17 protein-coding genes are annotated in these 26231 nt (G+C 42.2%); 14 read left to right on the top strand and 3 right to left on the bottom strand.

The genetic code is table 11. The features are described 5' to 3' along the window. Window positions 1-30: 30 nt before the first annotated feature. Entirely contained in the window at window positions 31-1389 is a 1359-nt protein-coding gene (locus ACFEL9_RS11220) for a Gfo/Idh/MocA family protein (RefSeq protein WP_385889699.1), read from the top strand. Between the two features lie 3 nt (window positions 1390-1392). Further along, a complete protein-coding gene (locus tag ACFEL9_RS11215; protein ID WP_385889696.1) occupies window positions 1393-2427 on the top strand; it encodes a DUF6807 domain-containing protein in 1035 nt (344 codons plus the stop codon). Between the two features lie 214 nt (window positions 2428-2641). Here ACFEL9_RS11215 and ACFEL9_RS11210 read toward each other — a convergent pair whose 3' ends face one another. Continuing rightward, window positions 2642-3145: a DinB family protein gene (locus ACFEL9_RS11210; protein ID WP_385889694.1), complete on the bottom strand. Its 504-nt coding sequence runs from the start codon at window positions 3143-3145 to the stop codon at window positions 2642-2644. 259 nt (window positions 3146-3404) lie between these two features. On the opposite strand from ACFEL9_RS11210, the gene ACFEL9_RS11205 reads away from it, so the two are divergent. The 10 genes from ACFEL9_RS11205 (at window position 3405) to ACFEL9_RS11160 (ending at window position 18159) form a co-directional block, all read left to right on the top strand. Then, a complete protein-coding gene (locus tag ACFEL9_RS11205) occupies window positions 3405-4268 on the top strand; it encodes a methylated-DNA--[protein]-cysteine S-methyltransferase (protein ID WP_385889692.1) in 864 nt (287 codons plus the stop codon). Between the two features lie 4 nt (window positions 4269-4272). Continuing rightward, complete coding sequence (locus ACFEL9_RS11200) at window positions 4273-4518, top strand: Ada metal-binding domain-containing protein (RefSeq protein WP_385889690.1); 246 nt, start codon at window positions 4273-4275, stop codon at window positions 4516-4518. Beyond that, window positions 4505-5113 (top strand): alpha-ketoglutarate-dependent dioxygenase AlkB family protein, encoded by a 609-nt coding sequence (locus tag ACFEL9_RS11195; RefSeq protein WP_385889687.1) that lies wholly within the window; start codon window positions 4505-4507, stop codon window positions 5111-5113. The genes ACFEL9_RS11200 and ACFEL9_RS11195 overlap by 14 nt, the downstream gene beginning before the upstream one ends. A 129-nt stretch (window positions 5114-5242) precedes the next feature. Continuing rightward, on the top strand, window positions 5243-6838 hold the full coding sequence (locus ACFEL9_RS11190; protein ID WP_385889686.1) for an aldehyde dehydrogenase (NADP(+)): 1596 nt from the start codon (window positions 5243-5245) through the stop codon (window positions 6836-6838). A gap of 155 nt (window positions 6839-6993) precedes the next feature. Continuing rightward, window positions 6994-9348, top strand: coding sequence for a beta-L-arabinofuranosidase domain-containing protein (locus tag ACFEL9_RS11185; RefSeq protein ID WP_385889683.1), 2355 nt, complete (start codon window positions 6994-6996; stop codon window positions 9346-9348). Between the two features lie 379 nt (window positions 9349-9727). Next, window positions 9728-12739: a SusC/RagA family TonB-linked outer membrane protein gene (locus ACFEL9_RS11180; RefSeq protein WP_385889682.1), complete on the top strand. Its 3012-nt coding sequence runs from the start codon at window positions 9728-9730 to the stop codon at window positions 12737-12739. Between the two features lie 43 nt (window positions 12740-12782). Next, on the top strand, window positions 12783-14171 hold the full coding sequence (locus ACFEL9_RS11175) for a SusD/RagB family nutrient-binding outer membrane lipoprotein (protein WP_385889680.1): 1389 nt from the start codon (window positions 12783-12785) through the stop codon (window positions 14169-14171). 285 nt (window positions 14172-14456) lie between these two features. Continuing rightward, on the top strand, window positions 14457-15911 hold the full coding sequence (locus ACFEL9_RS11170) for a M61 family metallopeptidase (protein WP_385889677.1): 1455 nt from the start codon (window positions 14457-14459) through the stop codon (window positions 15909-15911). Between the two features lie 17 nt (window positions 15912-15928). After that, a complete protein-coding gene (locus ACFEL9_RS11165) occupies window positions 15929-16276 on the top strand; it encodes a PDZ domain-containing protein (protein WP_385889674.1) in 348 nt (115 codons plus the stop codon). 95 nt (window positions 16277-16371) lie between these two features. Further along, entirely contained in the window at window positions 16372-18159 is a 1788-nt protein-coding gene (locus ACFEL9_RS11160) for a DUF885 family protein (protein ID WP_385889671.1), read from the top strand. A gap of 177 nt (window positions 18160-18336) precedes the next feature. Here ACFEL9_RS11160 and ACFEL9_RS11155 read toward each other — a convergent pair whose 3' ends face one another. Both ACFEL9_RS11155 and ACFEL9_RS11150 read right to left on the bottom strand, forming a co-directional pair. Continuing rightward, the gene (locus ACFEL9_RS11155) at window positions 18337-19755 is read right to left on the bottom strand and encodes an APC family permease (RefSeq protein ID WP_385889668.1); all 1419 of its coding nucleotides are present in this window, start codon (window positions 19753-19755) and stop codon (window positions 18337-18339) included. A gap of 171 nt (window positions 19756-19926) precedes the next feature. Then, on the bottom strand, window positions 19927-20826 hold the full coding sequence (locus ACFEL9_RS11150; RefSeq protein WP_385889665.1) for an AraC family transcriptional regulator: 900 nt from the start codon (window positions 20824-20826) through the stop codon (window positions 19927-19929). 307 nt (window positions 20827-21133) lie between these two features. On the opposite strand from ACFEL9_RS11150, the gene ACFEL9_RS11145 reads away from it, so the two are divergent. Next, window positions 21134-23539, top strand: a complete 2406-nt coding sequence (locus ACFEL9_RS11145) for a glycoside hydrolase family 127 protein (RefSeq protein ID WP_385889662.1) — start codon at window positions 21134-21136, stop codon at window positions 23537-23539. 52 nt (window positions 23540-23591) lie between these two features. Beyond that, window positions 23592-26216, top strand: a complete 2625-nt coding sequence (locus ACFEL9_RS11140; RefSeq protein ID WP_385889660.1) for an alpha-L-arabinofuranosidase family protein — start codon at window positions 23592-23594, stop codon at window positions 26214-26216. The last annotated feature ends 15 nt before the right edge of the window (window positions 26217-26231 follow it).

Below are 26231 nucleotides of genomic sequence, written 5' to 3'. Positions count from 1 at the left end.
TTCAAACTAATCATCATTTAAATAAACATTATGTCGGTATCACGCAGAAATTTTATCAAACAGTCCGCTAAAGCCTCTGCTGCTATCTATGCTGCTTCGCTGGGATTTAGCGCCAAAAGCTATGGTAATATTATTGGCGCCAATGACCGGGTAAGGATTGGCGCTGTAGGTTTTTCTGATCGTTTCAGGCAGTCTTTATTTCCTTCTTTTTTAAACCACTATAAAGAATTGAATTTTGACCTCGTGGCTGTAAGTGATATCTGGAAATTGCGCCGGGAAGAAGGGCAGGCTTACCTAAAAGAGAAAATGGGTCACGATATACAAGCCTGTATCAATAATGACGAGCTCTACCGCATCAAAGACCTGGATGCAGTGATTATCAGCACCGCCGATTTTCAACATGCATTGCATGCCATCGAAGCAGTGAAGGCTGGTAAAGATGTGTATGTTGAAAAACCATTTGCAGAAACGATGGAAGATAACAGGGCTGCACTAAAGGTGATCAAAGCATCTGATAGAATTATACAAGTAGGTTCACAACGCAGAAGCGGTGGCAATTACACCGCAGCTGCCGACTTTATACAATCCGGAAAGTTTGGACCGATTACCATGGTTGAATTGACCTGGAATGTGAACCAACCGGGTCGCTGGAGAAGACCGGCTTTAGTGGCTAAGTGTAAAAAGGAAGATACGGACTGGAAACGATTTTTACTGAATCGCCCCTTTGAAGAATGGGATCCACGCAAATATTTGGAGTATCGCTTATTCTGGCCTTATTCATCGGGCATGCCCGGTCAATGGATGAGTCACCAGATTGATACGGTGCATTGGTTTAGCGGTTTAAAACATCCACGCAGCGTGGTGGCCAATGGTGGTATTTATATGTGGAAAGACGGCAGGAGAAACTGGGACACTACTACTGCTGTGTTTGACTATGGCCCGGAAAACGATAAGACGACCGGCTTCCAGGTTACTTTTAGTTCAAGAATGCATAATGGTGATGAGCGGCCCGCTGAAATTTATTATTCCAATGGCGGAGAGCTAAATCTTATTACCAACAAAGTATCACCTGCTGGTGGACTGCAGGAGAATCACGCAGCGGCGATGAATATGCAACCAAATCTGTTGCCTGAATCAGTATTGGTTGATAAAACAGAAAAGGTAGTGGCTTCAGCGAACACCGGTGCGGATAGCCTAACCAGTAATCATATGCGGAATTATATGGAATGCATTCGTAGCCGTAAGCAAACCAACGCACCGGTGGAGGCAGGATATAATCATTCCATCGCTACCATCATGACGAATGCCGCCGTCAGAACAGGAGCTAAAGTTACCTTCGATGAAAAAACGCAGGAAGTAATGGCCAATGGTAAAGTATTTAAATACTAGGTCATGCAATTAATGAGAAAAATGATTTGCCTTTTGCTTTTGTCGCTGCCAATTTTTGCTTCAGCACAAAAGGTATTTAAGATTGTTGAACAGAAGCATAAAAAACAGGTCGATATTTTATTTGATGGAAAGCTGCTGACTTCTTATTGCTATTATGATTCTAGTTTTAAGCCAATACTGTTTCCGGTGAATACGGTGGATGGTATAACGGTGACCCGCGGTTATCCGTTTCAACCTGTTGCAGGTGAAAGAACAGATCATCCGCATCACACAGGAATTTGGTTGAATTACGAATCGGTCAACGGACTTGATTTTTGGAACAATTCAACTGCGATTGCGCCGGAAAAGAGAAATCACTACGGAACTATTGTTCATAATAACATAGTAGATAAAAAGGTCAACGGGAATGAAGCTACCCTTGCAACATCAGCATCATGGAAAAGACCGGATGGAAAGGTTTTATTGAATGAACAAACAATTTTTCACTTCAGCGTCAGCGGCAATAATTTTATCATTGACCGTACTACCCGGTTAACGGCTGCAGATACAACAGTGGTTTTTAAGGATGTAAAAGATGGCATGTTTGCTATTCGTGTTGCCCGGGAACTGGAGATGCCTTCCAAAGAAGCTTCCAGTTTTGTAGACGATAAAGGAAATATTACCACTGTTGCCGCTTCTGATAAAAATGTTACAGGAATGTACTATGCCAGTAACGGCTTAAAAGGTGATTCGGTCTGGAGCAGCAAAGGCAAATGGACCATGCTCACCGGTGAAAAAGGCGGTAAAGACATTACAGTGGGCATTATCGATCATCCTGCTAACATTGGCTATCCCGCTTACTGGCATGCCAGGGGTTATGGTCTTTTTGCCATTAATCCACTCGGTAGAAAAGTATTCAGCAATGGCACGGAAGAGTTAAACTTCTCGTTAGCACCGAAACAGCCTGTAACCTTTCGTTACCGGTTGGTAATTGCTTCCGGGTCAAAGTTGAGCGCTGAGCAAATGAATAAACTTAGTGATGAGTTTGCGAAAAAGTAACGAGGTTTCTATAGTTTCTTAGCGTACCCGTGGTTAAGTTTTATTTGAAACACAAAGGCACGGAGACACAGGTATCAGGAAAATAAAAGAATCTCCCTGACTTTGTGTCTTAGTGCCTCCGTGTTTTATTATTCTATGGTGCTGAATTTTGCCAACTATTCCTTGCGTTACTCCTGTCTTTTGCGAGACAATATTTTTGAGATAGCTTTTTTCTTTATCTCTCCCAGAATGGGGGCGGGTCTATTCCGAGTGTCCGCAGGTACACATATCCCTGTCCGCGGTGGTGTATTTCGTTGTCGATAAAATATAGAATAACCCAATAAACGGGCCCCTCATATTGGCCAAAGGCCAGCGTAGTTTCCTGGAAACGCTGCGGCGTAATTTTTGGCCAGAATTCGTTCAGGATGTCTGTTGTTTCATCCCATAGCTTTAGCAATTCGGCTTTCGTTGCAGGTTTTTGTTCCTTGTCATTAAAAGGCTCCCACTCGTTGGTCACTGCACCGCGAATACCGGGTGCGGCCATTGACAGCATCTCAAGCGCCAATTCTGAAAAGGGCCGCATGCCGCCAACAGAATAATTAAATAATTCTTTTTCGGGAAAGGCTTCTATCATTTTCCTGGTCAGCCTGCGATGTCCCTGCCATTGATTCAAAAGTGCCTGTGGTGTGATGGTTGCATCAGTAGTGATTGTCTTCTTTTCTGCAATTGTATTTTCCATATTTAACTGTTTAGGGTTTAAATTTTGTTTGGTGGTACAAAGAAAAAGCCGGCTACTGACAACCCTATGGCAGTGTTAATTTTGCTAAATCAATTTTTATAATTTTTCCTGGCAATAGTTAGCAAGATTCGGGTAGGCAGAGGATGTTTACCATTTTACTTTTGCCTTGTACTAATAAAGAAAAAATGAAACGCCCATATAAAATTTTTGAAACACAGAGGAATGTTTATTGGGCGTTCCATCCGGCCAAATTAAAACAATGAAAAACATACGGATGAAAGAGCAGGATATAACCAATTACGACCGGATTGCTGAGGCAATAAGTTATATTAAAGAAAACTTTAAATCGCAACCGGGGCTAGATGAGATTGCGAAAAAAATTCATTTGAGCAGTTTTCATTTTCAGCGGATGTTCACGGATTGGGCGGGTGTGAGTCCAAAGAAATTTTTGCAATACCTGACCATTGAGCATGCAAAAAAAATGTTGCAACAACAGCAGGCAAGCATTTTCGATACAGCATTTGAAACAGGGTTGTCCGGAACCGGTCGCCTGCATGATTTGTTTGTTAATATTGAAGGGATGACCCCGGGTGAATATAAAAATGGCGGCGAAAACTTATCCATTAATTACAGCTTCGCCGAAAGCCCGTTTGGAAATATCCTTGTTGCGTCTACCGCTAAAGGAATTTGCCATATGGCGTTTGCTGATGATGAAGCGGCTGCCTTTGAAGCGTTGCAGCAAGTTTTTCCTAATGCGCAGTATCATCAAAGGGTTGATTTGATACAGCAAAATGCACTGTTCATTTTTACCCACGACTGGAAAAAGCTGAACCAGGTAAAGCTGCATCTCAAAGGAACCCCCTTTCAAATAAAAGTATGGGAAGCTTTGTTGAAAATTCCAATGGGACAATTGTCGACCTATGGCAATATTGCAAAACATTTACACAATCCCAATGCGTCAAGGGCAGTGGGTACCGCTGTCGGTGACAATCCTGTGGCTTTTCTCATTCCTTGTCATCGTGTGATTCAATCAACAGGAGTCATTGGTCAGTATCATTGGGGAAGCATTCGTAAGACTGCCATGATAGGATGGGAGGCTGCCCAAACTCAACGTAAGAATTGATCAAATGGAAAAACATACTGACATAGGTGATGATGAGTTGAGAGTACGAATACACAACCGTTCAATTTTGCTGGGTGGCAATAGCCAATTAAAAATATTTGGTAAGCTAAATTGCTGGTCTGGAAAACGAATGAAAAAAACAAACAGGGTTTTCTTTGCTTCAAAACACGAAGCTACTGACCAGGGGTACCGGCCCTGCGGTCATTGTATGAACAAAAAATATAAAGCCTGGAAAGATGGAACTATTTAAATATGATGCTACACAAAATTTGTTGCCTTATGAAGGAGTGGTCAATTATTATGGCCGGATTTTAAACCAGGCACAGGCTGATTATTTCCTGCATGAGTTGCTGCATCATATTACCTGGAAAAATGATGAAGCCGTAATCTTTGGCAGACATATCATCACCCGGAGAAAAGTAGCGTGGTATGGCGACAAGGAATTTTCATATACTTATTCCAATATAACCCGGCAGGCTCTGGCCTGGACAGGAGATTTAAAAAAATTAAAAACAATTGTTGAGGAATTAACTGGAACAGTCTTTAATTCCTGCCTGCTTAATTTATACCACAATGGTGATGAAGGCATGGCCTGGCATAGTGATGACGAAAAATCATTAGGCAAGGATTCCGCTATTGCTTCATTTAGTTTTGGAGAAGAAAGAAGATTTTCCTTTCGTCATAAAAAAAGTAAAGAAACAATTTCGTTGCTGCTCGAACACGGTAGCCTGCTGGTGATGAAAGGCTCCACACAAACAAATTGGTTGCACAGTTTGCCCAAATCAAAAAAAATAACAGGGCCCAGGATAAACCTGACGTTTCGTACCATGCTGGTCCGGGAATAGTGGCTCCCCTGCATTTTCATTTTAGTTAAAATTGGTAAAGTATCAGTTATTTTATCCTCATGCACTTGCTGATCGTAACAGTAGATTTGCAATAGCTGTAGTAAATTGCTGAATAAAATCATCCTGTCAATGGTTAACGTAAATGAACTGCCTGTTTCTTTGGATAGTAATGCGACTCATACATTAAGAGCATTTAGCCCCGTTGTAAAAGATTATTTGCCGGGAGAATATCCCGTTGCAACCCTTTCTGAAATTAATAAGGTCGGAACTGCTTCGGAAAAAGCCTTTTCTGTTTATAGCAAGAAAACAGCTGAAGAAAGAGCCGTTTTTCTGGAAGCGATCGGTGATGAGATCATGGCATTGGGTGGCGAACTGATACATCGTACTATGCTGGAATCAGGATTGCCGGAAGCAAGATTGATTGGCGAAAGAGCAAGAACAGTGGGGCAATTAAAATTGTTTGCAGAGTTGTTGCGGGAAGGATCGTGGGTAGAAGCCGTTATTGATACAGCTTTGCCTGATCGGAAACCATTGCCAAGACCGGACCTGCGAAAGATGTTAATACCAATTGGACCGGTGCTGGTTTTTGGCGCCAGCAATTTTCCGTTTGCATTTTCTACAGCGGGGGGAGATACTGCATCTGCATTGGCAGCGGGTAACCCGGTCATTGTAAAAGCACATGAAGGACATCTGGGCACACATAAATTAATAGCCGATGCTATTAAAAGTGCGGCACAAAAAACGAATATGCCTGACGCCGTGTTCTCATCTGTTGTCAGCGATGATATTGATACCATTCAGCATTTGATAAAACATGAAGCAGTAAAAGCCATTGGGTTTACCGGCTCATACAAAGCGGGAATGTCAATTTTCAGGACGGCTGCTACAGCCCGCAAAACACCAATACCGGTGTATGCTGAAATGAGCAGCATAAATCCCGTGCTTTTGTTGCCTGGTAAGTTGGAGAAGGAAAGCAATGCTGTTGCTGCGCAGTTGGCGGCATCCATTACATTAGGCACGGGACAGTTTTGTACAAATCCCGGCCTGCTGTTTTTGATAGAAAGCGAGACTGCAGAAAAATTTACTGATGTGCTGAGCAATCAATTAATGAACGTTGCTCCGACAACCATGCTGAACCGGAACGTTTGTAATAATTACTACAATAGTAAGAGCAGTTTGCAGCAACAACCGGGTGTAAAGGTTGTCGCAGCTGTTGAAAGTGCTGCGGATGATATAAGAGGGGCTGCTGTTTTGTTACAGACCAATGCTGCTGATTTTATAGCCAATGAAAACTTACAGGCAGAAGTTTTTGGTCCCTGCTCATTAATTGTAAAATGCAGGGATCACCACGAATTAGTGCAGGCAATATATTCACTGCATGGACAGTTGACCGGTACTGTTATAGGACTGAAAGAAGATCTTGAAACTTTTGCGTCCTGTATCGAAGTATTGACCGGGAAAGTTGGAAGACTACTGTATAATGGAGTGCCAACTGGTGTAGAAGTTTGCCATGCAATGGTGCACGGAGGACCCTATCCTGCTACCACAAATGCCGGCAGCACTTCAGTCGGAGCCGATGCCATAAAGCGTTTTGCAAGACCTGTTTGCTTGCAGGATTGCCCCGCGGAATTTTTGCCTTTAGCACTGAAAAATGAAAACAGCCTGAATATCATGCGCAAGATAAACGGCCATTACACCAGGGACAATCTGACGACTAATGGTTAATATTTTTTTTTATTTATAACACCAGTTTCAAGTTAGTGTAAGATGAAACGTCTATAATAAAATTTTCATTATATCACACAGGGGTCCGCCGCAGCGGATTATCATGGTAAGTTTCCCGAACAGTACGGGACCAAAATCAAATAAAAAATATACGGATGAAACGATTAAGAATATTCTTTGTTTTATACTTATCCGCATCGGCAGGACACAGCCAAAGTTATATTGCCGAAAAAAATAATCACCGGTTCAATGTGAGGCCTGTTATACCTGTTAAGGCTTATGCATTCAACCTGAGAGACGTGAAGTTATTGGGAGATGGTGCATTTAAAAACGCCATGCAAAAAGACGCAGCTTATTTACTCGAGATTAATCCTGACAGGTTACTATATCGATTTTATAAAAATGCACATCTGCCGGTAAAAGATTCCGTGTATGGTGGTTGGGAAAGCGAAGGCTTATCGGGACATACGATGGGGCATTATCTATCGGCCTGTGCCATGATGTATGTTTCGACAGGTGATAAAAGGTTTAAGGAAAAATGTGATTACCTGACTGACGAACTAGAGCGATGCCAGCAGACAAGAAAGACAGGTTATATCGGGGCTATCCCGGGCGAGGATACCTTATTTGCCAAGGTAGCAAGAGGGGAGATAAAATCAGGCGGTTTTGATTTGAACGGTGGATGGGCTCCCTGGTACACCGTGCATAAAATAATGGCAGGCCTGCTGGATGTCTATTTGTATTGCGATAATAAAAAAGCAGTTAAGCTGGTGACGGGTATGGCTGACTGGACTTATAATACGATCAATCATTTAACGCAGGAGCAATTGGATAAAATGCTTAATTGCGAATATGGAGGCATGAATGATGTGCTGGCCAATCTTTATAGCATTACAAAGAATAAAAAATACCTAGACCTTTCCTACAAATTTTTTGACAAGTTCGTTATGGAACCTTTGTCAAAACAGGTTGATCCGATGCCGGGCAAACATTCCAATACACAAGTGCCAAAAGCTATCGGCAGTGCCAGGCAATATGAACTAACAGGAAATGAACGTGACAAAACAATTGCCTCTTTTTTTTGGTCTACGATGGTCAATCATCATTCTTACGTTATCGGTGGCAACAGTAATTATGAATATTGTGGGCCGGCCGATAAACTAAATGACCGGTTGAGTGATAACACGGCAGAGACCTGCAATTCGTACAATATGCTAAAGCTGACCAGGCACTTATTAAGCTGGCAACCAGATGGTAAACTCGGAGATTTTTATGAGCGAACATTATACAATCATATATTGGCTTCCCAAAATCCGGCCACCGGGATGATGTGTTATTTCGTTCCGTTGCGCATGGGTGGCAGGAAAGAATTCAGTGATAAGTTTAACACCTTTACCTGTTGTGTGGGAACAGGGATGGAAAATCATTCCAAGTATGCAGAGAATATTTATATGGAAGGAGCAGACGGAAGTCTTTATGTGAACCTGTTTATTCCTTCGCAATTAAATTGGAGGACTAAAGGTGTGGTTGTCACACAGACATCCACTTTTCCTGAAACGGATCGCACAACTCTTACTATTCAGTCAAAAACAAAAAAGAAATTTGCCGTTCGTGTGCGCCATCCCTGGTGGGCAACAAAAGGAATGTTTGTGAAGGTAAACGGTAGTAAAGTAAATGTGGTAAAAGACGAGCATGGTTATATTACCATTGATCGCAGTTGGGGAAGTAATGATAAAGTCGAAATTACATTTCCCATGTCTTTGTACACAGAATCAATGCCCGATAATCCAAATCGTATCGCATTATTATACGGGCCAATCGTATTGGCCGGGCAGTTAGGCAAAGAAATGCCTGACCCGGTATACGGCGCTCCTGTTTTGCTGACTGATAACAGGAATGTGGCTGACTGGGTATTGCCTGCTGCAACACCGCTTGCATTCAACCTGAAAGGCGTTGGCAAACCAAATGACGTGGCGCTTGCACCATTTTATAAAACATATGATCAGTATTACAGTGTGTACTGGGACTATTTTTCCAATAGCGAATGGATGGCGAGACAGTCAGCTTACGAAGCGGAAAAGAAAAAACAAAAAGAACTGGATGAGCGTACGATCGACATAATGCGGTTAGGAGAAATGCAACCCGAACGGGATCATAATTTGAAGGCCAGTGAACAATCTTATACAGAAATAGCTTTAGGCCGTGGCGGACGCGAAGTGAGAAAAGGGGGTTTCTTTTCATTTGACATGAAAGTGTTGCCCGATGTAGAATCGGTATTGCTTTTATCTTACCTGGGCGATGACAAAGGAAGGGCGTTTGATATTTTGATTGACGGAACAAAGATTGCGACCCAGGAATTGAAAGGTGCTGAAACGGGAAAATTCTTTGATGTGGAATACCCGATACCGGCTGAATTGCTAAAAGGAAAAACAAAAGTGGAGGTAAAGATACAGGCGCATCCGGACCGCACAGCTGGTCGTGTATTTAGTCCAAGAATTTTGAGAAAATAATTTTGTAAGAGAAGTGATCAGGTTTCAATCTAATTGTTAAGAAGTTTCATTTTAAGTTTTACTCAACGGGAATGCATTTTATTGTGCATTCCCTTTTTATTTAGAACTCATCAAAGCGCTGCACGCAAACACATATAAATTCATTTGCTTTTTACTCAATTAGCATTTGGTTAATATCCGCATAGCATTGGTGAATAATTATAAAACATCACCAGGCAATGATGAATAAATTTGAAATGACTTTTAGTTAAGTGTTTTCTTGACGCTTATAATAAACGTGACGCAAACAGGATGGCAACGACCCTTACCTGTCGGGCCATACTATTGCGCTGACGATTGCTCTCTTTCTGATTAACCTTAAAAACAAAAAAACTGCGTTATGAAAAAAAAGATCAGGGGTACTCTGGTACTCATGGCGGCGCTATGTATTCAACTGTCTCTGGCTGCTCAGTCCAAACTTATTAAAGGAAAAGTTCTTGATGATACGGGTATGCCGCTTCCGGGAGTAAGTGTTGTCGTTGCCGGCAGTAACATCGGCGTTATTAGTAACATCGATGGTTCATTCGAAATTACGGCTACTCCGAATTCAAAATTGGTGGTAAGCATGATTGGTTTTGAACCTGCGGAAAAACCCGTTGGAGATGAAGATGCAGTTGAGATTAAATTACGTAAAACAGGACAACAACTTACAGAGGTAGTTGTAACTGCGTTGGGATTAAAAAGGGAGAAAAGAAATCTCACCTTCAGTTCGCAGGAAATAAAGAGTAACGAGATCCTAAAATCGAAAGAGCCTTTTTTGATCAACGCCATGTCAGGTAAGGTGGCGGGTGTGCAGGTTACCAATGCTTCCGGTACGCCGGGAAGTTCTTCACGGATATTAGTAAGAGGTGTTACCTCTTTTTATGGAAACAATGAAGCATTGATTGTATTGGATGGTATTCCTATTGATAACTCTGAAACGGGTACGGTCAATTCAGGTCCCGGTAGTAATCGCCTCATAGATATTGATCCTGCTACCGTAGAAAGCATGAACGTATTAAAAGGTGCGGCGGCTACGGCATTGTATGGTTCAGCCGGTGCAAGGGGCGTAATTATTATTACAACGAAAAGCGGTGCAGCTAACAAGAAGCCACTCATCACCGTAAGTTCTGACCTCACTTATGACATGCCGATTTTCCCTGAAGTGCAAAACAAATATGCCCAGGGGGAGAGAGGCGTTTATTATGATGGTGAAACGCTAAAGACAAGCAGTTCATGGGGGCCGTTGATGGATACATTAAAAGTAAACGGCGCAGCTGTTCAAAAGCATGATCAGTTGAAAGAGTTTTTTAAAACAGGTGTGGGTACCAATAATACGGTGAGTGTAGCCGGTGGCGGTGCTGTTGCCAACTACTTTGCTTCTTATTCTTATTTCAACCAGCAGGGCATCGTTCCTTCGACAAGCTTCAAAAGGCATTCGATGTTCACAAAGTTCAATGCAAAGATTTTTGATAACCTTTCCGCTTCTATCCAGTTTAATTATACCAACTCCAATCGCAACAGTATGCCCGAAGGCTGGATATTGGAAAGTCCTGTGTGGACCATCTTCAACGGTCCCATATCTTATAATATGAAACCCTACCTGGATTCGGATGGTAATCAGCGCCTGTACCGTTATTCCCGCAACAATCCTTACTGGGTATTGGACAACGTATACAATAAAGCAGGTGTGAATCGCTTTCTTCCTTTGGTAACATTCAACTTTACACCGCTAAAATGGCTTACCATATCCGAAAGAATGGGCGCCGATATTTATACGGAGCAGGTAAAATATTTTGAGAACCTCGGTTCCATTGCCAATGTCAATGGCGTTATTGTTGATCGCACCAATGTATTCCGCCAGTTTAACCACGATCTTATTATTGACGCTACAAAGCAGTTTAATGATTTTAAACTGAACCTTGTATTGGGAAATAATATTCTTTCTACCTATGGCCAGGGAATGGGAACAAGAGGTGTTGGGTTATCTACTCCCGGGTTTGATAATATGTCAAATGCATCTACACAAACTTATAGTGAAGGGCATTCGCTGCAACGAAAAGTAGGTTTTTATTCGCAGGCAAACATTGAATATAAGCGTTTGCTGATTTTAGCGTTGACCGGCCGTTACGATGGAAGCTCTGTTTTAGCCAAAGAAAATAGTTTTTACCCTTATGGTTCAGCAGCCGTTGGTTTTGTTTTTTCCGAATTATTACCTTCTTCGCTGTCTGACATCGTCAACTTTGCAAAATTGAGAGCCTCCTATGCTACTGTCGGTAATGATAATGTCGGTCCTTATTCATTGAATACGCCGTTTTATGCTGCCAATGTCGGCGGAATTGCATTTCCTTTCCAGGGACAAAATGGGTTTTTGTTAAGCTCGACGCTGGGTAACACCACATTAAAAAATGAATTGGTAAACGAAGTTGAAATAGGCCTTGAAGCAAGACTGTTAAGAAACCGGGTTTCGTTAGAATTTTCCTGGTTCGATAAAAAAATAAATGATGGTCTTATACCAGGGGTCTCTATTGCACCTTCTTCAGGCTATACAGGAACCACCGTTAACAGTGCTGAAATGGAAACAAAAGGCATTGAAGCCCTGATCAACGCTACTTTGATGAAGACACCGCGGTTCAGTTGGGATGCTACTTTCACTTTTACCCGTTTACGCAATAAAGTATTATCTATCTATGAAGATCAAAAACAATTGGGGAATGGTTTTACACAAATTGTAGTAGGCCAGCCATACGGTGAGCTCTATGGTTCTACCTACAAACGTACGACTAGTGGGGAACTGTTGATTGATGATGCAGGGCTTCCCGTAATAGGCGATTACGGTCATGTGGGCAATATATCTCCGGATTGGCAAGCAGGGCTTACTAATAATTTCAGGTTCGGCGGTTTTAATTTCAGTTTCTTTTTTGATATGAAGAAAGGCGGCGACTTATCGAACAACGTTGACAGTTATGGATTTTTCTATGGTATGCCAAAAGCAACCGAAGATAGAGGCAAAAGAGTGGTAGCAGGGGTGAATGAGAATACCGGGCTGGCCAATAAAGTAGAAGTGGATGGTGTAGATTATTGGCGGAGGCTCAGTGGAATCAACGAAGCTACTACGCAGGATGCTACCTATATTAAGTTGCGCAATGTTAGTTTAAGTTATGATGTAAAGCCAGCCTTATTAGTTAAAACGCCATTTAAGTCTGCATCGGTAGGTGTTACAGGTCGCAATCTTTGGATTCATAAGCCACATTTCACGGGCTCCGATCCTGAGGCTAGCAGTTTTGGTTCATCCAATGGCTCGCAGGGTGTTTATTCATTCTCTACGCCTACTACACGTTCTGTAAACTTCAACCTAAGATTTACTTTCTGATTTCAACTACATAGCCTGATTGATGATCTTTAAAAATATTATTATGAAAAAAATAATTCTTTCTATATCGGTAATCCTGTTGATTGCAACAACAGGTTGCAAAAAATTCATCGATGTAAACGATAACCCGAATGTTCCGATTGATGTTAGTGAGGGGCTGATCCTTTCACCGGTGGAATTAGATATTGCGCATACGGTTTCAACGGGTTTTGATTTTGCTGTTGTCAATCACTGGATGCAGAACGTAGCCCTAAACCAGCCGGTACCTAACACAGGTACTTACCAGCTTTTTCATGGGGATATGGATGGTGACTGGGCAAACGTGTATGTTACCTGTCTTAACAATTTGCAGGTATTAATAAAGAAAGCTGAAACTACAGGAAATAGCAATTATGCCGGTATTGGTAAGATATTAACGGCGCTTGCATTGGGAACCACAACTGATCTGTGGGGTGATGTGCCCTTCACCGAAGCCTTCCAGGGAAGCGCCAAATTCAAACCGGCGTATGACAAACAGGAAGATGTTTATAAAAGCATCCAGGATTTACTGGATAAAGGCATTGCTGATATCAACACCAATAAAGGTAAATCACCTGGCAGCGATGATTTTTTCTACAGTGGTGATTTGGATAAATGGAAAAAGCTGGCTTATACGTTGAAAGCCCGGTATTATATGCATCTTACCAAGGCGCTGGGTCATACAGCAGCAGCACAGGCTGACCTTGCTTTGACAGCTTTGCAAAATGGTATGCAATCAAATGATGATGATATGAAGTTCGGTTATCCTGGCACTGCGGGGCAGGAGAATCCCATCTTTGTTACTTTTCATCCTGTTTCTACATTGATTTTGTCCGAGCATCTCGTCAATGGGTTTAAAACAAGAAATGATCCCCGCCTGAGTGTAATGGTGAGACCTGCTGAGAATACCGGGCTTTATAACGGCCGGCCAATTGGTTCCATTGATGTTGGCAATCTTGAGGATTATTCAAGACCCGGAAGTTTTTACAGTGATCCGGCCTCTTTTCTTTACGTAGTAAATTATACTGAAGCCTTATTTCTAAAAGCAGAAGCAACATTAATAAAATCTGGCTTTGCTGCTGCGCAGCCTGTTTACCTCGATGCAATTAAAGCTCATATGGATAAATTAGAAATAAGTGATGCCGCTAACAGTAGCTACCTCGTCAGCCGTGGTGTTTTGACGGCCGGTAATGCGCTTCAATTGATCATCGAAGAAAAAACAATTGCCAACTATCTCTCTATCGAAAATTTCAACGATTGGAGAAGGACAGGCTTTCCGGCGATAACAAAAGTGCCCAATGCCTTAACGGATATACCGCGCCGATTTTTATACCCGCAATCAGAAATGATTGCCAATCCTCAGACAATACAATCCGCAACACTTACCGACAGGGTGTGGTGGGATAAACAATGATTTTCTTGTTTTGCAGTCGATTCCTCATAAGCAGTTAGAGGAGTTTTAAAGAGGGGTTTCTACCCCTTTTTACTTTTTACAATGGCCGTTTTATCAAAAAAGCGTATTGTCATCTTGCTATCAGATAGGCAGGCAAAACAAATGCTGCTAAAATATAAGTAGAAAAAGATAAGATTTAAGGCGACGCGGATAATTTGAATCCGGAAGTTTATCATTTATTCACTACTTTTTGTCCTTCATGAAAAACGAAAGGCACAATCAATTTTGCCAATTAAACGCCAGCAAATGCATAATGTCGTTAAATGTTTTTGGAAACCGGTATTCATCGCTCTTTTATTGATAAGTGCAGGAATGCCGGAAGGCTTTGGTCAGTCCTTAAAGAGTAGGATGGATTTCAACGTATCTATGAAAAACCCAGCCAACTATCTTTACCAGGTATCCTTTCAATGTAATGGAATAAAAAAAGACTGGCTTGATCTTAAGATTCCGGTGTGGATGCCGGGCTATTACCAGTTGCTGGATTATGCAGATAATATTATTGATTTCAAAGCGACAGATAAAAATGGCACAGTGTTTAAATGGGAAAAGGCTGCTAATAATATTTGGCGTGTTTACACTAATAACAATGAAGCCATCACGCTCAACTACCAGGTAAAAGCCACCCGGCAATTTGTAGCCACCAATTATCTCGATGAAGAACGTGGATTTATTGCTCCCACCGGCTTGTTTATGCATGTGGATGGTTATATTAATCATCCGGTCTCCATCACAATCACGCCAAGTAATGGCTGGACTAAAATTGCCACAGGTCTTGAGCCTATTCGGGGAAAAACATATGAATATTCAGCTCCTGATTTTGATGTTTTGTATGATAGTCCCATCTTGATTGGTAATCTTGAAGAACTGGCCTCTTTTTCTGTAAGAGGAGTACCACATTATTTTATCGGCTATAAACTGGGAAATTTTGATAAGGACAGATTTGTAACTGATCTGAAAAAAATAGTTGAAGCGGCGGCGGATATGATGGATGATATCCCCTTTAAGCATTATACATTTATTGCCATTGGCCCGGGACGTGGCGGTATCGAACATCTTAATTCTACGGCCATCAGTTTTAGTGGTGATGGATTGGATGGCGCCGGCCGAACGGGGATGCTGAGTTTCCTGGCGCATGAATATTTTCATCATTACAATGCCAAACGAATAAGGCCAATAGAACTGGGGCCTTTTGACTATGACCGCGGCAGCCGCGCCAATATGCTTTGGGTTGCCGAAGGCATTACGGCCTATTATGATGAATTATTGCTGCGCAGAGCCGGGTTGACAAGTGAAGAAGATTTGCTGAAGGCATATCGTTCCAGTTTATCGGCATATGAGAATAAGCCCGGTCATTTGTTTCAATCGGTGACGCAGGCTAGTTTCGATACCTGGTCTGATGGACCTTTTGGCCGGACAGGTGTTGATGTAAACAAAACCATTTCCTATTATGATAAGGGGCCGATACTGGGTTTATTGCTCGACTTTAAGATCCGTCATGAGACAAAGAATAAAAAATCGCTGGATGATGTAATGCGCACCTTGTATAAAATTTTTTACCAGCAAAAGAAAAGAGGCTATACTGAAACGGAGTTTCGTAACACCTGTGAATCGATAGCAGGCGTTTCCCTGGCAGAGTTTTTTGATTATGTATACACCGTAAAGAAATTGATTATGCAAAATATTTTGCTTATGCGGGTTTAGACATTGCTGCAAAGCCTGTGGCGCTGCCGGGTGCGTGGACCGGGCTGTCCGTTCGGGAAAGAAATGATAGTTTAACTATTGCAAATGTGGAATGGGATTCTCCGGCATGGCATGCAGGAATAGGGGCCAGGCAACTGCTTCTTACAATAAATGGAAAACCGGCAACCACGAAAATACTTGAGCAATTGCAAAAGGAAAAAAAGGCCGGTGACATCGTTCACCTACAAGTGCTGCAGGATGGTGTGATAAAAGATATCCCGTTTATGTTTGCTACTAAGTATGAGCGACCTTTTACCATTACAAGAATGAAAAATCCGACTGCTTTGCAGGCTGCAATCCTCAAAGATTGGGTCAGGGGGAAGTGATTTGGCGGCTGATAAATAAACGAATGCAAGTTTAGTCTTTGTTTGAATTGATGTATTCACTTTCTTTTGTTAAATACACTTAAAGAACATTCAGTATGATAAAAAAGACATTTATTTTGGCGATGGCTCTTTCAATGCGGCTATCTGTTGACAACCTGTGGGCGCAATCGTCAAATACCACTGACTTGTATGCGCAAACCAGTGAAATGAATAACATGATGATCAATTATGACGCAGACCTCGGCAGTATTAACCGGTTTTATTCAACCAGCGCAGTGGGAGTAGGGTGGGCATGGGGCAGGCAAGGCAACAATTATAATTCACCTGAACGAAGAGCAAGATTGTTGCAGCTGAACAATGAGTATCTCCGGCAATTGGATAAGGTAGACTTTGACAAAATAAGTATTAATGGAAAAGTGGATTTTATACTGTTTAAAAGAAACCTGCTCGATGCCAGTTATCGCTGGCAGGAAGAGCAATCCATGTACGACCAGGTAAGTAAATATTTTTCTTTTTCCGACCGGATTTATGCATTAGAAAAATCACGAAGAAGAGGAGCGGCGGTTGATGGTGAAAAAACGGCAAAAGAATTAAATGCGATCCAAAAAGAGATTGAGAAAGCCATTGAAGCCATTACGAAAGTGGAGATGATGGATGTGAAACTGGCAAATTTTGCAACAGAAGCAGCAAAAGGTTTGCAGGGCTCGTTGAAAAATACTTTTGATTTTTATAATGGTTACGATCCGTTATTTACCTGGTGGGTTCCCAAAACTTATACCGCAGTAGATAGTGTGTTGAATGTATATGCTGGTTTGCTGAAAGGAAAAGGAAAACAAACCTCCCCGAAGAAAGATGATGGTAGTGGAATTGCCGGCAACCCGATTGGTAGCAAAGAATTGATGCGACAGTTGCAACTGGAGTTTATTCCTTATTCGGCGGAAGAGTTAGTTGAAATTGCTAATAAAGAATTTGCCTGGTGCGACGCTGAATTGTTAAAAGCCTCCCGGGAAATGGGCTTTGGTGATAATTGGAAAAGGGCACAGGAAAAAGTAAAAAATTCTTACGTAGCACCCGGCAGGCAACCTGAGGCAATGTATGAACTCTATAAGCAATCGGTTGATTTTTTAAAGAAGAATGATTTACTGACTATACCCGATCTGGCGGAAGAAACCTGGCGGATGAGTATGATGTCGCCGGAGCAACAACTGATCAATCCATTTTTTCTTGGTGGGGAATCGCTGATCATTTCCTATCCCACCAATACGATGAACTATGAAGATAAGATGATGCGTATGCGAGGCAATAACCCGCATTTTTCAAGAGCGACGGTGCACCATGAATTAATCGCCGGTCACCATTTGCAGGGATATATGACCAATCGCAATAAAGCCTATCGCAATTTCTCCACACCTTTTTGGGTAGAAGGAAATGCACTGTATTGGGAATTGCTGTTGTGGGATATGAAGTTTCCACGTTCTGCAGAAGACAGGATCGGTATGCTGTTTTGGCGAATGCATCGTTGCGCAAGAATTATTTTTTCTCTGAACTATCATTTGGGGAAATGGACGCCCCAGCAATGCATCGATTTTTTAGTCGACAGGGTAGGGCACGAAAGGGCGAATGCAGAAGGCGAAGTTCGTCGTTCCTTTGTTGGCGGTTATAGCCCGTTATACCAGGTGGCGTATATGATCGGCGGCTTGCAGCTGTATAGTTTGAAAAAAGAACTGGTGGACTCAAAAAAGATGACCTATAAACAATATCATGATGCAATATTCCTGGAGAACGCAATGCCAATCGAAATGCTGCGGGCTATATTGACGAATCAAAACCTGGAAAAGGATTTTAAAACGTCATGGCGTTTTTATGATATCAAAGGGAAATAAGTAAAGTAGATATTTTCGATACAGTTATTGGTAACACAAAGGGCACTAAGGATACACAACGAACACTAAGAGGATTTACTTTTATTGAATACTTTGTGTTCTTCGTGTCATTCTTTGTGTTCGTTGTGCTCCTTATTCGCTGACTTTTGAGACGATCTTTCGTCAGTAGGGTTTCCATTAATCAGCTATAGCGACCTTTCTTCTTTGCGCCGCGATAACAAGATAATAAACCGGGATTCCGATCAGCGTTATGATCAAACCAGGCCAGGTAAATTTTGGTTTGTAAATGATCAATAAAATGCAAAACGAAAGCCCCATCAAAATATAAATGATAGGTAAAAGGGGATAACCAAAAGCCTTGTAAGGCCGTTCGGCGTTTGGTCTTTTTTTGCGTAGGATAAATATCCCAGCGATGGTGAGCATATAGAAAACTACCACCACGAACGAGATCATATCCAACAGGTCGCCATAGCGGCCGCTAAGGCTCCACACGCAGGCAAAGATGCACTGTATCCACAAAGCGAAGGAAGGAACGGCGGCGTTGTTGAGTGTACCGGCTTTTTTGAAAAACAATCCATCGTTGGCCATGGTATAATAAACCCGGGCGCCTGCCATGATCAATCCGTTGTTACAACCGAATGTGGAGATCATGATCATGATTGCGATAATAATAGTTCCGGCATTGCCAAAAATCACCTGTGATGCAGTTACGGCCACCCGATCTTTTTCAGACCCGGCGATATCCGTAAGGGATAAAACACCCGTGTACATGATATTGGTAAGAATATAAATAACCGTGACGATCAATGTGCCAAGGAAAAGACTAAGGCCGATATTACGCTTGGGATTTTTTATTTCACCCGCAATGAATGTCACATTATGCCAGGAGTCGCTGCTGAAAATAGAGCCCACCATGGCCGCAGCAATGGCGCCCATGGCAGCCACCATGGTATAATTGCTGGTTGAGCCATCGGGTGCTAATTTTTGAAGATCCCAGGCATCAGTCCAATTGGATGTCCATATCCCCGGTTTTAAAGCCAACAATCCAAAAATGATCAGGCCAAAAAGACTCAACAGTTTGGTGAGCGTAAAAGTAGTTTGAATGGCTTTGCCACTTTTCACTCCCTTTGTATTAATGAAGGTTAACAATACAATGATGACAATGGATAGTAATTGCGCCGGCGATATCGTTAACGATCCCAAATTAATAGCAACCTTGTCTTCGCTGACAGCAGGAATGAGGTAGGCAGTAAATTTTGCGAATGCTACACCGACCGCAGCAATGGTAGCTGTTTGTATGACGGAGAAAAAACTCCAGCCATACAGAAAGCCGATTAATGGATTATAAGCCTCCTTGAGATAAACGTATTGACCACCAGCCCTGGGATACATGGCGCTCAGCTCACCATAGCTCAGCGCTGCGGTCAGTGTCATAAAGCCGGTAAGTAACCATACCAGTATCAGCCAGCCGGCGCTTCCCACATTGCGGGTGATGTCTGCACTAACGATAAAGATGCCCGAGCCAATCATGCTACCTGCCACCAGCATGGTTGCATCTAATAATTTAAGGGACGGTTTAAACGAAGTTGACTCCATAAAGCAGAAAAGAAATTGAATGAAAAAGATTTAACGTCCTGACTTTTAAAAATAAGGCTGCTAAGCAGGACTTGCTTTCCTATTCTTACCTGGAAATTTGCGGATATTAACTGCTTTTAGAACAACCCTATGGAGGTATGTCAGCGGAAGCTACCTTGTCCAATGTAGTTATCAATAACCCGCCTCCTGTTCTACACTCAACATCTTCGAAAAATTATTTACATACTCTGAAGGAGAGAGAGAGGTAACACTTTTAAACACCCGATTGAAATTGGTGATACTATTGAAGCCGCAATTGTAAGCAATGGTAGCGATACTGTCATAGGCGCCGTCTGTCAATTTTTTGCAAGCCTCGTTGATGCGCACCTCGCTCAGGAAGGATACAAAAGTGTGGCGGGTATGTTTTTTAAAATAGCGGCAAAAGGCCTGCGGAGTCATGTGAGCCTGTTTGGCAACTTCTTCGAGCGTGACAGGTTCATTATAATGCTGCATGATATAATTATAAATATTGGCCATCCTGATGCCTTCATGTTCGCTATACATTTGCGGCTGCGACGAGTTGGAAAGAGGCGTAAGATCTTCATAGCTCATCAGCTTATTCAGTATATCGAGAAAATGAATCATCTGCTCAGTCCCGTTGCCATTTTTTATCAATAGCATTTGGTTCGAGATTTCAGCCACATGTTGTTGCGGAATTTTAAAACCCGCCGGATTTTTCTGGATAAACTTCCTGACGTTTTTTATTTCTGGCAAATCAAAAAGAGGAACAAGCCGGCCATTAGGGTCAAAGAAAATCGTGAGAGCCGAAATGATTTTTTTGCTCTTTGGCAAAAAGTAGGAGGGATCACTTTTAAACAAATGAGGTTGGTTGGCTCCCAACCAATATATTTCATTCGATTCAAAGCTGTGCATATTGTTATCTGCTACCAGGGTGCCTTCGCCTTTTTGAATCCAGGTCAGTTGAATTTCATGGTGACGATGAAGGTGAGGATAGAAATAAGGCAGCACATCTTTTTGCACAATAATCGTTTGGTTGGCCGGCACCGGTATGGTAAATTGTAGTACTTTCATATCCCTTTTATAAGTGTCAAATGTACAATTTAAAGTGAATAGAGTGACCGAATATTAACCGGAAAGCTAAGAAATACTTATGAATAGGGTTAAAGTTTGGCTGGTCAATGGAATAATTTTTTTCACTAGCCTGACGACCTGTGGTTTTGTAATGAATAAAATCCGCTAAACTTCTATCAATATTTGTATAGAACAGGAAGATGTATACCGGTAATTTTATTTTTTGGGTTGGTTAAAACCAGGTTAGAGGTTATAATGGCCAGGTGCATTCTTAAGGAAATTAAAATTCAAACGAGAAGAAAATAATATGAAAAAATCTAACATATCAATTGCTGCTGCGATGCTCTTGTGTACATCATCTGTAATGTCACAATTGAAAAAAGACTATCCTATACAACCGGTAGCTTTTACCCAGGTACATGTGATGGATAATTTTTGGGCGCCCAAAATAAAAGTGAATGCTGACGTCACTATCCCTTATACATTGGATCAATGTCGCAAAACAGGTCGCATCGATAATTTTTTAGTGGCGGCCGGTAAGAAAAAAGCAGGTAAACTTACCGAGTACACCTTTGATGATACCGATCTCTATAAGATTATCGAGGGAGCTTCATATGGCTTGCAGGTCACCAAGAATCCGCAACTGGAAAAGTATTTGGATACACTGATCGCTATCATTGGCGACGCGCAGGAAGCAGATGGTTATCTCTATACTTTTCGCACGGCAAAAATGGAGAAGCCGCATGATTGGGTTGGTAGCAAACGCTGGGAGAAAGAAGAAGACCTGAGTCATGAATTATACAACTCCGGCCATTTATTTGAATCAGCCGTGGCGCATTACCAGGCGACTGGTAAAAGATCGCTGCTGAATATCGCCATTAAAAATGCTGACCTGTTGGTAAGGACTTTCGGCTATGGCAAAGAAGAAAGATTTCCCGGTCACCAGATTGTTGAAACTGGTCTTACGAGGCTGTATCGTGTGACAGGTAAAAAAGAATATCTCGACCTGGCAAAATTTTTTCTTGACCTGCGTGGCACAGCAGGACATTTGAATCATGAATACAGCCAGGCACACAAAAAAGTAGTTGACCAGCACGAAGCAGTTGGTCATGCGGTAAGGGCAACCTATATGTACACGGGCATGGCTGATGTGGCTGCCTTGACAGGCAACCAACAATACCTTGCAGCCATAGATGATATCTGGCACGATGTGGTGGAGAAAAAATTATATATCACCGGTGGGATCGGAGCAACAGGTCATGGTGAAGCTTTTGGTAAAGCCTATGATTTACCCAATATGTCGGCCTATGCCGAAACCTGTGCATCGATTGCCAATGTGTATTGGAACAGCCGGATGTTTTTATTGCATGGCGATGCGAAATATATCGATGTAATGGAACGTACCTTGTATAATGGTCTGCTGGCCGGGGTTTCAGTAAGCGGTGATCGTTTCTTTTATCCTAACCCGCTTGCTTCAATGGGCCAGCACCAGCGTAGTGCCTGGTTCGGCTGTGCCTGTTGTATTTCAAACATGACCAGGTTTTTACCTTCCATGCCGGGTTATGTATATGGACAAAATGAAAATAACCTGTATGTAAATCTTTTCGTCGGCAGCGTGTCGCAAATAAAACTACCGGCAGGAAATATTTCAATCACACAAAACACCAACTATCCCTGGGAAGGAAAGAATGAATTAATCATCAATCCTTCCAAACCAACAAAATTCGCTTTGCATATTCGTATCCCGGGTTGGGCCATCGATCAGCCCGTGCCCGGTGATCTGTATGTAAATGAGAATAAGACGACAAAACCGGTTACTCTTCTATTGAACGGTAACCTTGTTAATTACAAAATGGAGAAAGGTTATGCAGTATTGGATCGCAACTGGAAAAAAGGCGACAAGATAGTGCTCGATTTCCCCATGGATGTAAAGAGAATCATGGCAAACGGGAAGGTAGAAGATGATAAAAATCGTTTTGCCCTCCAACGTGGTCCGTTGATGTATTGCCTTGAAGGACCCGATAACGCGGATTCAGCAGTATTGAATATTGTAGTAAAAAAAGACGAACCCGTCCAGGCGGTATACAAGCCCGAACTGTTGAATGGTGTAATGACACTGCAGATGAAAGGATCATCTACCAAACGGCAGCTGAATAGTAATGAGCTGATCAAAACGCAACAGGATGTAGTGGCTATTCCCTATTATTCCTGGGCCAACCGCGGCCCTGCTGAAATGGAAGTTTGGATACCGTATGAAGAATCGGCAGCGAAGCCTAAACCTGCTCCCACCATTGCTTCAAAAAGCAAAGTGAGCGGATCGATAACGAATATAAGAATGTTAAAGGGCCTGAATGATCAATACGATCCGAAAGATTCTCATGACGGCAATGCCACTTATCTGCATTGGTGGCCAAAGAGAAACTCGCTGGAATATGTTCAATACGATTTTGATAAAGCCTACACCGTATCAGAATCAAGTGTGTATTGGTTTGATGATGGTCCTTTTGGCGGATGCCGTATCCCCGCTTCCTGGAAATTATTGTATAAAGACGGAGACCAGTGGTTGCCCGTAAAAAATAAGGAACCCTATGAAATTTTAAAAGATAAATACAACACGATCCGGTTTGAGGCCGTCACTACCACTGCGTTGAAACTGGAAATTCAGCAGCCGGTAGAACACTCGGCAGGATTGCATGAATGGAGTGTAAAATAAAAGCGGTTGAAAACCTGGTCGCATATTAACTCATTGTGATTAAAAGTCCGGCATGATGTCAAACTATAGAACATCATGCTTTTTTATTGATGCAAAAGAAAAGACATTGATGAAGAAAATCATTTTGACAATTGCGTATTGTTGTTTTTTTATGCTGTTGTATTCTCAACAACAGGCAACCATAACGATTGATGTGGACAAAAAGGGAAATAGAATTTCACCGACCCTGCATGGAATTTTTTTTGAAGAAATAAGTCATGCAGGTGAAGGAGGCCTCTATGCCGAGCTGATACAGAATCGTGGTTTTGAAGAAACCCGTATCCCGGCCGGTACAGTTTTACAAGATAGTTTCCTGGTACCCTCGCCAGAGAAGCCGCACTTTATGATTGAGCCGAAGAAAACAGATTGGAAACTGGCATGGCCGCATAAAACGGATTGGCCAGCCTGGTCAACGCAATCAACCGGTAAAACAATCATGCAGGTTTCATTGGCAAGAGAAAAGCCATTGAACAACGCAACACCCAATTCACTTTGTATCCGGGTGAAAAATTTTGACGCCGGTAGCAAAGCGGATTTGATCAATGAAGGATTTTGGGGAATTAATACAATCGCTGGCGAGCAATACAAGCTTTCGTTTTATGCAAGAACAGATGCGCAGTACAAAAAGCCGGTCACCGTATCACTTCAATCAGCTGATAAAAAAGTTCTGGCTAAACATACATTTACTAGTGTAACCGGAGGTGAATGGAAAAAATATTCCTGTACACTGAAGCCCAATATTTCAGATCCCAAGGCAAAATTTGTTTTGTCATTGGGTGGTAGTGGTACTGTATGGATTGATTTTGTTTCATTGTTTCCAGTTAAAACATTTAAAAATCGTCCCAACGGTTTGAGGCCCGATATTGCTGAGCTGATAGCCGGATTGAAACCATCTTTTGTCCGGTGGCCCGGCGGTTGCTATGTAGAAGGTATCACTATGGAAAGTGCGCCAAACTGGAAAAACAGCATCGGTCCCATTGAAAAAAGACCCGGTAGTTTTAGTCCATGGGGTTACTGGAGCAGTGATGGATTCGGGTATCATGAATATTTGCAGTTTTGTGAAGACATCAAGGCGGATGCTTTGTATGTTTTTAATGCGGGTGTGTCCTGCGAATATCGCAGTGGAACTTATGTGCCGGAGCCGGAACTGCAACCATATATTCAGGTTGCACTGGATGCGATTGAATATGCCATTGGTCCTGTTACGTCGAAATATGGAAAGATGAGAGCGGCGAATGGTCATCCCAAACCATTTCCGTTAAAATACGTGGAGATTGGCAATGAGCAACACGGGCCAAAATATGCCAGCCGTTACAATATTTTTTATAAGGCAATCAAAGACAAATATCCGCAGATACGATTGATGGCCAGCATGGGTATTGGCGATGTGAACCAGCGAACGCTGAAGGACATGAAAGATGTGGATATCGTGGACGAACATGCTTATAAAGATGTTTTTTGGAGCAGGCGCAATACCGATCATTTCGATAAATACAAGCGGGGCGATTGGGACATGTATGTAGGAGAATACGCAACCAATGCAAGTGTTGGCGCAGGCAACATGCAGGCGGCATTGAGTGATGCTGTTTATATTTTAGGAATGGAGCGTAATGCCGACCTGGTGAAGTGGAGCAGTTATGCGCCGTTGTTAGTAAATGTAAATGATGTGGACTGGCCGGTGAACCTGATCAACTTTGATGCGGCAAAAAGTTTTGGGCGTATTTCCTATTATGCTATCAAACTTTTGAGTGACAACAGGGCTGATGTAAATCTTTCTACAACTGTAGAGGCCAGTAAAACAAAATCAGAAAGGCCAATGTTCGCCGGTGGTATCGGGTTCGGTACCTGGGACACACAAGCGGAGTTTAAAGACGTGGAAGTGATACAGGGCGGCAAAACAGTTTATAAAAGTGACCTGGTAAATAATCTCTCTGAATGGAATAAAATACGTGGAAGCTGGTCATTGAATAATGGCGCATTGGCGCAAACAGCAGAAGGACCGCAACAGTTTGCTATGCTCAGCAATAAAAATTTCGATGCTTATACTTTAAAACTAAAAGCCCGGAAGACTGGCGGCATCAATGCTTTCATGATACCGTTTGCAGTAAAAGATACTAATACTTACCTGCGGGCACATATCGGTTCGTGGTGGAACTCCCACAGTGTTTTTGAAAGTGTAGAAAGCGGTTATGATGTGGCCGGCCTTACTGATCAAAAACGATTAACCACTCCAATTGAAACGGGCAAATGGTATGATGTAAGATTGGAAGTAGGCATGGACAAAGTAGATTGTTATTTGAATGACACCCTGGTGATGAGCTACCAGCCACCTCCGCAGGTATTTGCATTGGCTGGTCGTGATGAAGCCAATGGAGATATCATTATAAAATTGGTAAACACATCCGGTGAAACGGTTAACAGTAAATTGGATATTAAAGGCGGAAGCAGATTAAGTCCTGAAGCTGATCTTGCTGTTCTTTCAGCGGAAGAGTTAAAAGTGGAGAATTCGTTTGCCTTTCCGGAAAAATATATTCCGCGGAAACAAAAAATGAGGATAACCGGAAATATTTTTGAAATGGACTGGCAACCTTATTCCATCAATATTCTTCGTATAAAAGATGAAAACTGGAAAAAATAACAACTAAACAGGATA

The sequence above is a fragment of the Terrimonas alba genome (assembly GCF_042434975.1).
GTDB classification, from domain to species: Bacteria; Bacteroidota; Bacteroidia; order Chitinophagales; family Chitinophagaceae; genus Terrimonas_B; species Terrimonas_B alba.
Note: the sequence above shows the minus strand (reverse complement) of the source record. Positions and strands in the feature narration are given on the sequence as shown.